This window comes from Clostridium sp. HV4-5-A1G, assembly GCF_900184915.1.
Taxonomy (GTDB): domain Bacteria; phylum Bacillota; class Clostridia; order Clostridiales; family Clostridiaceae; genus Clostridium_B; species Clostridium_B aromativorans.
In genome coordinates this window covers 1-13,906 of record NZ_FXYI02000098.1, presented here as the reverse complement: position 1 = coordinate 13,906, position 13,906 = coordinate 1, and the positions used below count along the sequence as shown (strand labels likewise).

Below are 13,906 nucleotides of genomic sequence, written 5' to 3'. Positions count from 1 at the left end.
TATAAAATTAATAATTAATAATATGTCCATAAAATATTAAATTATTCTTAATATTTAGACTATTGTTTTTCCTTATTATAATGGTAAAATATAGATAACAAAAACATAATTATATGGTAGTAAAGGAATTCCTCTCTAAGAAGTAAGAAGTTAATACTTAATTATGTGCCATTTATAAACGCCTCGCAAAATGGTTTAGGGCTCCTATAAAATAGGAACCCATTTCTTTTCTGCCGTCAAAAATAAGGAAGGATGGTTCAACGATTATGGGGCGTATAATTTAGGAGAAGTACTGCTTACTTCTGATGAAAATGGAAATAAATTAATTGATAGTTTAGATAATCAATTCAAGGTTAGGATGATGGTGCCGAAAGGCTAGAGATAGCTTATTTTAGAGGGATCTATTTAAAAATAGAATAAAAGCTCATCTGATATTTAGATGAGCTTTTATTCTATTGTATTGTCTGGTTCCTAGGTATAAGAGATTGTATAATTATATACTTACCTCATGTTTTATTGTATATATTAAATGTCAAAATAATATGTGAAAACCCAAAATGCCCCATAAATATTGCAAAGTCAGGGATAGGAAAAATGAGAAACACAAAGAAAGGCGTAGTTTAGCTGTTAAATGAGTTTTGGAGAAATCTGAAGATAGAAGACCATCACAAAAAGAAGCTTATATGAAATATGGTCGTGGCATAATAACACATGCAAAAGCTGAAAACATAAAGATTTATAAGGTTGAGTATACAGTTGAATATAAAAAAGATGGTGTTGGTCCTGAAGACAGTGGGAAAGATATTAAATGGTGCACACTTATTAGAAAAGACAAGAATTCGCCTTGGTTAATTGACGAAATTGGAGAGGGTTAATTGATAAAAAGAGTTTTGGGGAAATTCAGAACTCTTTCTCTGCTGTCAGATTAACCGCAGCGACTTCATGGGAGAGATAAAGCCCGGAGGGTGACTAACTAAAAACATTCTTATTCTCTTTTAAAATTAGTTTGACATGTAAATAGAATAGATATAAAATACAAATAAATAAATGTTCATTTATTTATTTGTATTTTTGGATGGTGATATGAAATGGCTAGAATTGCAGATCCTAAAAAAATAGATAATATTAAAAAAGCAGTGATGGAGTGTATAATAGATTACGGATATTCCAGCGTATCAATCGCTTTAATTTGTGAAAAAGCAGGAGTCTCTCCTGGATATTTGTATAGATATTATAATAGTAAAGAGGAATTAGTACAGGAATTGGTGGACTCGGAAATGAGCGTGATAATTAATGACTTTATAGCAGATATTGATTCTTCTGATACTATGTATGAAGCTGGATGTAGAACAATAAGAAAATTATTTATGAATGCAAACAGGGAGCCGATGATGGCAAAATTTGCTGCTTCAGTTGTGATGGATTTGAGAATACCCACAAAGGAAAAGTTTAATAGATTTAATGGCATACTGAATCTGGCGAAAAAATGTATTGAATTGGGGAAAAGAACGGGTGAATTTAAATCTAATGTAACTGCTGCGGAGGTATTGGTTGTGTCCTTTACAATTCCATTTAGGTATCTATCATTTTCGCTGGAATTAGAAAATAATAAAAAATTTACAGAAGAAGAAGCTAAAAGAATAGCAAAAATATGTATTAATGCATTGAAATAATTTTTACTTAAATTAATGAATAAATGTTTATTTATAAATAAAGAAGGTATAGATTTAAGTACAAGAAAATTACTATGATAATGAATTAAAATTGTTTCCTGAATCGAATTCTAAAGTCAGGTAGAACCGGAGATAAAACTGTCGAAGTTATAGGATAGGAAAGACCTCTTGAAATGTTCATACATATGATTTGATCGTGTATTTTGGAATAAGTGTATAAGGAATGGAGAAGGAGAAGCTTGATGAAGAACAGAATAAAAACTAAACCATCCGATCTAGTAGTCAATTTTATTGTAAATAAAAGTAAGTATATTGAAATATTTTTTGCAGTCATGGTCGTAATCAGCATATTTTTATATCTATTTGTGAAAGTCAATTATGATCTCACCAAATATCTGCCGAATACGGCGGCATCCAAAGTCGGCCTGAACCTTATGGAGAAAGAATTTGGCTATCCAGGTACCGCCCGCATCATGATCAAGAATGTATCCCTGTATCAGGCAAAGCTGTATAAGGAAGAGATAGAGGCGGTGGATGGCGTAGATACAGTATTTTGGGCAGATACGGCAGAAAATATTGAAAAGTATACCGATGTATATACTTCTGATACCTTTATAAAAGCCGAAAATATCCAGGATTATTATAAAGACAATTGTGCAGTGATGGATATTTCCTTTGTCAAAGGGGATTCCGACCAGAGGACATCGAAGGCACTGGACAAGATTTATGAAATTGTAGGTGATAAGGGCAGCTTTACAGGACCTGCTGTTCAGAATAAATCCTTGAATGAGAGCTTGAACAAGGAAATGAAAAGCGCTACGGTAATTGTAATCGCCGTTGTGGCATTGGTACTTATATTGACAACGACAGCGTGGCTTGAGCCATTGTTGTTCCTTCTGGTCATGGGGATTGCCATTGTGATTAATATGGGAACAAACGTATTTTTGGGAGAGATCTCATTTATGACTGCAAGTGTGGCCCCCGTTCTGCAGATGGCCGTTGCAATGGATTATTCAATTTTTCTGATGCATGCGTTCACCGAAGAAAAAGATGCAGGTAAAGAGCCCAAAGAAGCCATTGAAATTGCCATACGGCAATCCGCATCCTCCATTATAGCCTGTGGCATGGCAACCATTATCGGTTTTTTGGCGCTGACTCTCATGAAGTTTTCCATAGGATATGACCTGGGAATTGTTCTGGCAAAGGGAATTTTTATCAGTTTGCTGACTGTTTTGTTTCTGATGCCTTCCCTGATTATCCGAAGCCAAAATATGATTCAAAAAACTGCGCATCGTAAACTGGTAAAGCTCCCTAAGAGGCTGGGCAAAGGTATTTTAAAGATCAAATATGTGGCATTGGGACTTGCTATATTTTTGGCGGTGCCCTGTTTTATTGCAAAAGACATGAACAGTTTTCTTTTCGGCAATTCGGCGGTAGGTGCGGGAGAAGGTACGCAGGTCTATAAAGATGAGCAGGAAATTGACAGGATTTTTGGAAGAAGCAATATGCTTATGGCATTGATACCAGATGACTCCAACATAAAGGAGAAGGAATTGTCCGATGAATTGGGGAAGCTCAGTTATGTGAAAAAAATAACCTCGCTGGAAAATACACTGCCGGAGGGTATACCGGAAAGCATTATTCCAAATAGAATCACCACACAGCTTCACTCGGGAAAATATGCACGTATTTTAATTTACATAAGAACGCGGGAAGAAAGTGATGCGGCATTTCGATATGCTGATGGGATCAAGGCCATTGTTCAAAAGTATTATCCTCAGCATTCGTCTTTGATTGGAGCTACTACCTTTACACAGGATATCAAAACCATACTCACCCGTGATTATACATTCGTGGACAAACTTTCTCTAATAGGGGTGGTAATCGTGGCAGTGATTGTATTTAAATCACTGTTGATTCCCATTCTGCTGGTAGTGCCTATTGAAATAGCGATTTTTTTCAATATGGCAGTACCTTATTTCATGGGGGAGAACATGATTTTCATGGGTTACATTATAGTCAGCTGCATCCAGTTGGCTGCAACTGTAGACTATTCAATATTGATGACCAACTACTATTTAGAATACCGAATGCATTTGGATAAGAGAGAGGCCATTCTAGAAACGATTTGGGCAGCGGTTCCGCCTATCATGAATTCTGGGCTCATTCTTTCCTTTGCAGGATATACACTTTACTTTACTTCAAGTATTGCCGCCATTGGTGCCATGGGACATCTAATTGGACGTGGTGCACTGATGAGTATTGCAATGGTTGTCTTGCTGCTGCCGGCACTACTGTATATTTTTGATGGACGCATCTACAAGCATATTTCCAGGATGAACCAGCTGAAAGACAAAGCAAGGAAGAAACTTGCAGATAAGCTGCAGTTGGGAGAAGTGTTGCCCAAGACAATAGAGGATAAATCTTCTGAAAGTTTGGAGGGATTGAAGAATGAAAATTAGGAAAAGAATTCTATCAAGTATATTAGCACTCTTGATTTTGCCCGTCACCTTGTCCGGCACGGCCACAGCGGCAGCACCCAAGGTCTCGGTGGATGAATCTGCTTATGTAAATCTGGATTATTACGGTACACCAACCAATATAAACATTGTAAAAAGCTGCAATTTAAATGGGAATCAACAATTCACAGACTATGGCGAATATGAAAAGGTGAGCAATATGTCCAACAATGTTGTTCCCACGATGAAGAATGGAGCTGTCAGTTGGAATCTGAACAACTACAAGGGACGATTCTATTATGAATGCACTCCCAAAAAGGGAACTGTAGTTTTACCATGGAATGTGGATGTGTCCTATTCCCTTAATGGCACTCCCATAGCTGCATCCAAATTGGTTGGTGCATCTGGTTTGATACAGATTGATGTAAAGGTGACGCCAAATACCAAGGCCAACATGTATTACAGAAACAATATGCTTTTGCAAATGCAGACAATAGTGGATATGTCAAAAGCGTCAAGCGTGGATGCGCCGGGTGCACAGGTTCAGACCATAGGCAATAAAAAAATCATTTTGTTTGCCGCACTTCCGGGAGAGAAAGATACCTTTACCCTCCGTATCGGTACGAATAGCTTTGAAACCGATGGTATTCTGCTGACCATGGTGCCGGGAACTCTGAGTCAGCTGCAGGATGTGAAGGATCTTAAAGATAACATCGACACGTTTAGAGATTCCATGAATTCCATCTATGACAGTACAAATGCACTTTTACAAACAGCTGAAAATATGCAAAGCGGTCTGTCACGAGCTAAGTCTGGTTTATCCTCATTGGACCGCGCTAACAGTAATATAAGTGTATCAAAAGATAGTTTGTTTGATAAATCAGAAACGGCATTGGCGGATTTGTCAAAAGTGGCATCCAATACGGCGGCAATGATTCCCCATATCAATGAGGGGGAAAATGCTATTGAAGATTTGAACTATGATTTGAATGCTATGACAAAAACCATTGAAAGTACAAAGACTGAACTGGAGAAATATAAGGCTTCCATCAAAAACGTACAGGATGACATTGAGGAACTGCGTGATGTTGTGAAAGATGTAAACAGCAAATCCGATGAAAGAGATGAACTGCTTCAGCGTACCAGATCGGATATAGAAGATATGCAGGCAGATCTGGAGAATTTGAGTGACAGCTCCTCTGACTTGAGCAACAAGTTGAATGCAGTGAGTTCTGACATATCCACATTGTCAGATGCCATGAAAAGTGTAAGTGGGGAATTGTCAGGAATTGCCGAAAAGTATTTACAGGGTATTGAAAATGAAGAGCTGAAGAAAGTTCTGATGGCATTATATAGTAACATACAACAAATGCTCTCCTATGTTGATTCAACGCTCTCAGATCTTGCTGCGGCATGCGATTCCACCAGTGAACTGCTTGACCAAACATCTGATATAAGTGAAAATGGTAAAGATTATTTAAATACCGTCAATTCAAGCATATCTTTGATAGAAGATTATTTCGAAGATTTTGACAGGGCAAATGAGGTTACAGATGATATGCTCAGTGAACAATCGGAAATATTGTCAAACACCAGCAGCTTGCTGACAAAAAGTGAAACCCTTATTGACAATATTTCAGCAGTCAATGATACAGCAAATAAGTATAAGAGCAGTTCTATAAAAGCACTGCAGGATATGGGAACCCTGCTGGACAGTATGACCAAAGGTCTCAATAGCTCACAGAATTTTCTGAGCAGCTTTGAATCTGTACTTAAAAACAGCAGCGGCGATATCAGCCAGGGCAACAGTGATATGCTTAAAGGCCTTATCGGAGTACTTAAGCAGAGCCTTGAGGGAATTAAAAGCGTACCTACCATGAGGAAGGCAAATGATTCTATTAAGTCTACTGCAGATAAGGAAATCGATAAATTTGAGAATGAGAACAGGCTGCTGTATCTGGATCCGAAAGCAGAACTGATCTCCTTTACTTCCAGCAAAAACCCTTCGCCCAGGAGCATACAGGTGATTCTGAGAACGCAGGAAATCAACAAGGACAGTGGTAATGAGAATATAACAAATGCGGATTCAGACGCGCAGGATAAAGGTGTACTTTACAGAATCATCCGGGTATTTGTTAAATTAAAGCAGGCTGTGGTATCAGCTTTCTCGGATATCAATCAATAAGGCGGCCAAGCATTAATTGAGTGATGTTAAATATGGAAAAGGAGAACTTGCAAAAGCTCTCCTTTTCCATAAATGTATATTTATCAGAGAACTATTATTTGATAATACTTCTAAATTCATAGATATATTAAAAGATATCACATTTGTTAAAAATGTGCCGAAAATATTGTATAATGAATGTAACATTTTAATTAGGGGGATATATAAGTGGAAAATGCAGATGTAAGGAAATCCTTAATTGCAGATATTTCTCTTCTAGTGGTTGCAGTAATATGGGGAGGAGGTTTTATAGCTGCAAAAATAGCTTTATTGAGTATTACTCCATTTTATCTGTTGTCCTTTAGATTTTTGTGTTCAGGAATCATTTTATATATGATATTTTTTAAAAAAATGATAAAAATAGACAGACAAAGTTTTATAGCTGGAATTACCCTGGGGCTGATCTTATACGCAGGGCAGACCTTTCAGACTGTTGGGCTTAAATATACAACAGCTGGAAAGCAGTCCTTCTTAACTGCTTCCTATGCTGCAATAGTACCTTTTGCTTCCTGGCTGGTGACTAAAAAAGCACCTAATATTTATGCAGTATTGGCCGGCTTTTTAACTTTAATAGGAATAGGATTTTTGAGTCTGCAGCAAAATATATCCATAAGTTTTGGAGACAGCCTTACACTGCTTTTTACAGTTGTTTATTCTTTCCAGATAATTTTGATTGGAATCTATGCTAAGAGGGATATAAATCCTATACATTTAACAACGGTACAATTGTTATCCGCAGGTATATTTACGTTGATAAGTGCGTTGATATTCGAGCCCCATATGCATGTCCCGGATAACAGAGGAATAGCTGGAATATTGTATCTCATAATATTTAATACGACTATTGCATTCTTAGTACAAAATGTAGCGCAGAAGTATACATCTGATACCCATGCTTCAATAATATTGTCACTGGAATCAGTCTTTGGATGTTTTTTGTCTATACTTTTGATGGGGGAGGTATTTACAAAAAAAATGGTCATTGGATGCATAATCATATTTATTGCAGTAATTTTATCTAAGACAGATAGACTTCATTCTTTGCCAGGCAGGCAATCGAGTGATTCTTAGGTTCAGATTGTCGATCTGCAGAATTTTATGGAATATATATAATAGATATAAAAATATTGGGCAAATTATAAATGGGTATTTTTAAGATAGATTTAATAATAGTGCTATACTATCATTGTATTGAGAAAAAATTATAGATTCTGGAGGTGGAAATCAACTGTGTTGAATAAGGGTATAAAATTGGATTTAAGCAAAGTTGCTCCATACGTACAGGAAAAAGAAATTATGAACATGCAGTCAGATATATCAATTGCCCACAATATGATAGAAAATAAAAATGGAAGAGGAAATGATCAGCTGGGATGGGTTGACTTACCTGTATATTATGATGAAAATGAATTTAGAAGAATAAAAATTGCGGCACAAAAAATAAGGGAAAAATCTGATGCCTTAATAATTATAGGAATAGGGGGTTCATATTTAGGAGCTAGAGCAGCTATAGAAATGCTTTCACATAGTTTTAACAATATACTACCAAAGGATAAAAGAAGGAATTTGTCTGTATTTTATGCAGGTAATAATATGAGTTCAACCTATATGTATGATTTGATTCATACTGTAGAGGAAATGAATTTATCTATAAATGTTATTTCAAAATCTGGAACGACCACAGAGCCAGCAGTTGCATTTAGAATATTTAAAAAATTGCTTGAGAAAAAATATGGGAAAGAGGAAACTAGAAATAGAATATATGTAACTACAGACAGTAAAAAGGGTGTTTTAAGGGAAATAGCAGATAGAGAGGGATATGAGACATTCACCATACCAGATGATGTAGGTGGAAGATATTCTGTACTCACGGCAGTAGGACTTTTACCAATAGCGGCTTCAGGTATAGATATAGACGAAATGATTAGGGGTGCAGGAGATGCACGGTTGGAATGTAGAATAGAAGATCTTCAAAAAAATCCTGCATATCAATATGCAGCAGTTAGGAACATACTGTATAAAAAAGAAAAAATCATTGAAATGATAGTAAATTTTGAGCCCTGTCTTCACTATTTCGGAGAATGGTGGAAGCAGTTATTTGCGGAGAGTCAGGGTAAGGATAACAAAGGTATATTTCCCGCTTCGGTGGATTTTTCTACAGATCTCCATTCAATGGGTCAGTATATACAGCAGGGTTTGAGAATAATGTTTGAAACTTTCATAAATGTAGAAAAGCCTAGAAGGGAGATATTCATAGAAAAAGATAATGAAAATGTTGATGGAATTAATTTCCTGGATGGAAAATCTATAGATTTTATAAATCATCAAGCTTTTAAAGGAACAGTTTTAGCCCATAATAAGGGAAACGTACCGGTAATAGTTTTAAATGTACCTGAATTAACTGCCTATTACTTTGGGTATATGGTATATTTTTTTGAAAAATCTTGTGGAATTGGCGGTTATTTGATGGGAATAAATCCATTCGACCAGCCGGGAGTTGAGACCTATAAGAAAAATATGTTTGCCTTCCTCGGAAAACCAGGTTATGAATATAAAAAGAAGGAATTGGAAGGAATACTTGACTGACAATTTAAATTCACCTGCTTTACTGTGCTGTTGTACATAAGGCAGGATTATTTTTACTAAAGTGCAAACATGAAATAATAAATTTTTTCAGTGCCGATGAAAATATCCAGCCAAGTCTGAATTTTGATGCTTAGAAATGGTACTTATAATCTGCGTTGACAGCTGATTTCATCATGTCTATAATAATAGGTAAAATCGGGTTTTATTTACTTAATAGGAGGAAATTTTTATGAAGAAGGTGTTTATTAAGTCCTTAGTAATATATACGATCTTGTTTTGTTTGCTAAATTACGTCAATACTTCAGAGCTTAATCCCATATCAATAATAAAGATGTTGATTATTTCTATCTTGTGTGCGCTGGCACTTTCCGGCCTTACTGTTTTACTGAAAGCCAATTTTTTAAAAAATAATAAGGATAAATTGAAGAGCAATAAAAAAAGTCAAAAAAAATAGAGGAGATAGCAATTGTAAATATGAAAATATTAGTAGATGCGGATGCTTGTGCAGGTAAGGATATAATAGAAAATGTTGCCAGAAAAAACAATGTTCCAGTGAAAATGTACTGTGATTTAAATCATGTTTTAGATTCTGACTACAGCAGTGTGGAATATGTAGACAGTGGATTTCAAAGTGTGGATATGTATCTTATAAACAACACTGAAAAAGGAGATATAGTAGTAAGTCAGGATTATGGGGTGGCAGCCATGGCTCTTGGCAAAAATGCCTATGCCATAAGTCCTAAAGGATATATATACAGTAATGACAATATAGATAAGCTCCTTTTTGAAAGGCATATATCTTCTAAGGTGAGAAGATCAGGAGGAAAGACTTGCAATCCAAAAAAACGGACAAAAGAGGATGATCATAGACTTGAAAAAAATTTACTTGAGTTGATACATTCATTTCATTGATATTCAGTGATTATCTTAAATTATTCCCTTGTATAGAAATAAATACATAAAAAATACTATTACAAAATATGGAATTATAGTATAATATAAGTTAGAAAAATCTGATCAAAGGAATTATTATACGTAGGGGATGATTTAGATGAATGAGCTGGCTATAAACTGTAATTTAAAAAGTCCGCAGGCGAAAGAGTCAAAAGTTATTATCAATGTGGATAATAACTTAAAGCAAAAGCTTGTTTATAAGTATATGATAGGATGTAATGGTGTATGGGATATCTTAAAGGATTTTACGAACGAGGAAAAAATTGAGTGGATTCCTGAGAAAGATGGAAAATATATATTGATGGTGCAGGCTAAAAAAGTAGGAGGAAATAAGAGCTTTGATTATGTATCTAAGATGGATTATATAATAGGAAAGGCAGAGGAAAAGTTAATAAGCGGCATTTATATAGATAAGGACAAGCTTAAATTAGGAGACAAGCTTAATATAACAGTGGATACTACTAGATTTCCCCTTTTGTTCAGGTATTGGATAAGAATAGAAGATGAATGGGAAATGATAAAGGATTATTCGGCAGATAATGTACTTTCCTGGGTGGTTAAAGGCGAAGGAAAGGGTGAAATACTGGTAGAATGCAAGAATATAGATTCTAAAAATGATTTTGATGATTTTCAAAGTGCAAAATTTCAGGTATATTCTTTAAAAAATGTGGTAATAACTGATTTTAAATGCTTAACTTCGGACCTTCTCGAAGACTCAGAACTGATTTTTCAGATAGATTCAGATCATGATAGTGATAGGACAATACTCTATAAATTTTTTAAAATAAGTTCTAATGGAGAAACAGAGTGCATTCAAAATTATTCTACAAAAAGGATAGTAAGTTATGTAGAGAAAAAAAGTGGTGAATATAGACTTTTATGTCTGGCAAAAGATATATATTCCATGAATAAATTTGATGACAGGGCTGTTTTGAATTTTAGAGTCAAAAAATACAATAAAATCTATATAAAAAATTTTATTGCAGACATGAACTATCCTCAGTTGTGCGGAGTAAAGATAACTTTAAAAGCAGAGGTCATAGGTGGAAGGGAACTTTTATACAGGTATGTGATTGAGGGAAATTACAGTGAAGATTCCGGGTATACTACCTGTGACAGTTATGTATGGGAAAGCAAACAACCAGGCAGATATAAACTTATCCTAATGGTAAAAGATAGATCTTTTCAGGGAAATTATGAGGCTATAGAATATCTAAATTATATTATAGATGAAAGAAGTAGAGAACCAGTTAAAATTGAGGGAATGATCTTAAATGTAGATAATCCTGTATTAAAGGGTAAAACTATTAAGATGAAGGTGAATGCTTCTGGTGGAGTGGATCTCAAATATGGATTTTTAATAAGGAAAGAGGGGACTGAATTAAAAAATATAGATTATAGCAAAGATAATTTTATGGAATTTACTCCAGAGGAAAGTGGAAAGTATGAGCTGGAAGCGAGGGTAAAAGACCAATATTCCGATAGAGAATATGATTGTCATTCAATAAAAAGTATAGAGGTTTTTGACTATATTCCTGCCGTAATTGATTACATACTATATCCTGTGAAAGAGCTTTTCTTAGTAGGAGATGAAATTGTTATAAATTCTGTGGTGCAAAACACTAAAAATGTTGTTATAAAGTATGTACTCAATATAAATAACCATAAAGTGGAGGAAACAGATTTTGTTCCTCAGAAAATATATGCTTTTGTTCCCAAATACGGCGGTGTATACAGATTGGAAATTTTTGCAAAAAATGTTAAAAGTAAAAAAGAATTTGATTGTAAAAAAGAAGTATGTGTAGAAGTCAATGAAGCGCTCCCTATAACTAATACAAGAATAACCTGTGATAATTTGAAATTTAAATGTAGTATACCTGTGACCTTTACGGTTCATAAAGAAGGTGGAAAAGATGTTATGTATGAATTTTACGTCATGGAAAAGGGGGATTGGAATTTAGTACAGGACTACAGCAAAAAAAATTATTATACTTATATTCCTTTTAATAGAGGAGAGTATAAAATATTAGCCCTTTGTAAAAGTCAGCGCAGTAAAGTTTCCTATGAGGACTACAGCATATTCTCTTTTAAGACCGAATAGCGGCAGACTTAAGTTTATATACTTTAATACGATAAAAGAAGAGTAATAGAGTAATATATTTTTAGGCGGGTGAAATAATGAGTTTAAATAATATAAATTCTACAGATCAGGATAAGAATATCCAAAAAGTTTTACAGCTGGAGTTTATGACAGAAATATTCAAGCAGGCCTTTGAAAACCAGGATTCATTTCAACTTGTTATGGAAAGTTTGACAAAAGCATTGTCAGACAGCAGTGGAAATATAGATATATCCAAACTTTCTCTGGATGATGAGGACTTGAGCAAGCTGGGATATGGAGGCGGACAAAGACTGAATAATATCTACAATAGTGTAAGAGATGACGTAAAAAGTGGAAATTCGAGTATTGATGAAGCGGTGGAGAGTGCTTCCAGAAAATACGGTGTGGATAAAAATTTGATAATGGCAGTTATAAAACAGGAATCCGGTTTCAATCCACAGGCCAAATCTTCTGCAGGAGCCATGGGACTCATGCAGCTTATGCCTGGGACGGCTAGTGAATTAGGTGTGACAAATCCCTATGATGTAGAACAAAATGTAGATGCTGGAACGGAGTATCTGAGAAATATGCTCAATATGTTTGGAAATTCCAAAGAACTAGCTCTTGCGGCATATAATGCGGGACCTGGAACTTTAAAAAATAGAGGCGTAAATAGCAGCTCGGATATTGTCAAGCTGCCCTATGAAACTAGAAATTATGTGCAAAAAGTTATGCAATATTATGGATAATTAAGTATATAGATTTAAATTTATAATTGTAGAATACAGAACTGCCGGATATACTGTGAAAAGCGTTCTGTATTTTTATGCATTAATTTATTCAATTATATGAATCTTTAATAGCTTGATTTTAAGTGGAAAATACTATAGTATTAACGAAAAAAGGAGTCAGTAAAGTGGATAGATTGGATAAGATATTGGCCAATTTGGGATATGGCACTAGAAAAGAAATAAAATCAATAATAAAAAATGGAGAAGTTAAAATAAATGGGGCAGTTGTAAAAGATAATTCTGTGAAAATAAATCCCTATGAGTGCAGTATAGAAATTTCTGGAGAAAATGTAGATTATAAAAAATACATATATATTTTGATGAATAAGCCTTGTGGAGTTGTATCTGCAACTTTTGATAATTTTGATGAGACGGTTATAGATATTCTGGAGCCTAAATACCAGTCTTTTAAACCCTTTCCTGTAGGAAGACTTGATAAGGATACCAGGGGATTACTCATAATTACCAATGATGGAAAGTTAAATCATAGATTGATATCTCCAAGGAGCCATGTGGATAAAGTATATTATGCTGAAATAGATAGGCCTTTAAATGAGTCCGATGTTGATAAATTTGGAAAAGGTATAGTATTAAAAGACGGATATAAGTGTATGTCTGCTGCTTTGCACATCATGGAATCTACTCAGGATGGTTCCAGGGCAGAGGTGACTGTACAGGAAGGAAAATTTCATCAAGTTAAGAAGATGTTTAATTCTTTGGGCAAAAATGTAGTTTATTTGAGAAGAATACGGTTTGGCCCAATAAAATTGGAGGATAGTTTAGAGGAAGGGGAATATAGAGAATTGTCTAAAGAAGAAATAGAAAGTATAAAAAAAATTTAGCCGTGAAATTTTTTAATGCATATTTATGTAATTATATAGATGACCCCATATAAAATAATTCATATTCTACTTGATATTTTGTTTTAATTTTACTATAATGAATATGCAAGAATAAATAAAAGGAATAATAGCCCCCTTTTTATTTATGAGCAAACAGTCCATGCCCCAATGGACTGTTTTTATTGTATACAATTATACTTTTTTTACATATACTGAAATTTTATCAATAATAATTAATGGAATGTATTTATTTGAATAATAAATACAATATAATAT

Annotated in this window: 12 protein-coding genes; all 12 read left to right on the top strand. The window is 34.5% G+C overall.

Annotation, left to right across the window (positions count from 1 at the left end; genetic code table 11):
• Positions 1-638 precede the first annotated feature (638 nt).
• The 12 genes from J5G60_RS11320 (at position 639) to J5G60_RS11265 (ending at position 13,630) form a co-directional block, all read left to right on the top strand.
• Positions 639-875 (top strand): DUF4829 domain-containing protein, encoded by a 237-nt coding sequence (locus tag J5G60_RS11320; RefSeq protein ID WP_229981192.1) that lies wholly within the window; start codon positions 639-641, stop codon positions 873-875.
• 213 nt (positions 876-1,088) lie between these two features.
• Positions 1,089-1,673 carry a TetR/AcrR family transcriptional regulator gene (locus J5G60_RS11315; RefSeq protein WP_150358349.1) on the top strand — a complete coding sequence of 195 codons (585 nt, stop codon included), beginning with the start codon at positions 1,089-1,091 and terminating at the stop codon, positions 1,671-1,673.
• Between the two features lie 242 nt (positions 1,674-1,915).
• Positions 1,916-4,135 (top strand): efflux RND transporter permease subunit, encoded by a 2,220-nt coding sequence (locus tag J5G60_RS11310; RefSeq protein ID WP_150358348.1) that lies wholly within the window; start codon positions 1,916-1,918, stop codon positions 4,133-4,135.
• Positions 4,125-6,317 (top strand): methyl-accepting chemotaxis protein, encoded by a 2,193-nt coding sequence (locus tag J5G60_RS11305; RefSeq protein WP_150358347.1) that lies wholly within the window; start codon positions 4,125-4,127, stop codon positions 6,315-6,317. The genes J5G60_RS11310 and J5G60_RS11305 overlap by 11 nt, the downstream gene beginning before the upstream one ends.
• A gap of 16 nt (positions 6,318-6,333) precedes the next feature.
• Complete coding sequence (locus J5G60_RS11300) at positions 6,334-6,543, top strand: hypothetical protein (protein WP_150358346.1); 210 nt, start codon at positions 6,334-6,336, stop codon at positions 6,541-6,543.
• Positions 6,525-7,427: a DMT family transporter gene (locus J5G60_RS11295; RefSeq protein WP_150358345.1), complete on the top strand. Its 903-nt coding sequence runs from the start codon at positions 6,525-6,527 to the stop codon at positions 7,425-7,427. Before J5G60_RS11300 ends, J5G60_RS11295 begins: the two co-directional genes overlap by 19 nt.
• 162 nt (positions 7,428-7,589) lie before the next feature.
• Entirely contained in the window at positions 7,590-8,942 is a 1,353-nt protein-coding gene (locus tag J5G60_RS11290; RefSeq protein WP_150358350.1) for a glucose-6-phosphate isomerase, read from the top strand.
• A gap of 229 nt (positions 8,943-9,171) precedes the next feature.
• Positions 9,172-9,396, top strand: a complete 225-nt coding sequence (locus J5G60_RS11285) for a hypothetical protein (protein WP_150358344.1) — start codon at positions 9,172-9,174, stop codon at positions 9,394-9,396.
• A 20-nt stretch (positions 9,397-9,416) separates the two neighbouring features.
• On the top strand, positions 9,417-9,854 hold the full coding sequence (locus tag J5G60_RS11280; protein ID WP_150358343.1) for a YaiI/YqxD family protein: 438 nt from the start codon (positions 9,417-9,419) through the stop codon (positions 9,852-9,854).
• 139 nt (positions 9,855-9,993) lie between these two features.
• On the top strand, positions 9,994-11,997 hold the full coding sequence (locus tag J5G60_RS11275) for a triple tyrosine motif-containing protein (protein WP_150358342.1): 2,004 nt from the start codon (positions 9,994-9,996) through the stop codon (positions 11,995-11,997).
• A gap of 77 nt (positions 11,998-12,074) precedes the next feature.
• Positions 12,075-12,746: a lytic transglycosylase domain-containing protein gene (locus J5G60_RS11270; RefSeq protein WP_150358341.1), complete on the top strand. Its 672-nt coding sequence runs from the start codon at positions 12,075-12,077 to the stop codon at positions 12,744-12,746.
• Between the two features lie 167 nt (positions 12,747-12,913).
• A complete protein-coding gene (locus J5G60_RS11265) occupies positions 12,914-13,630 on the top strand; it encodes a pseudouridine synthase (RefSeq protein WP_150358340.1) in 717 nt (238 codons plus the stop codon).
• Positions 13,631-13,906: the final 276 nt, after the last annotated feature.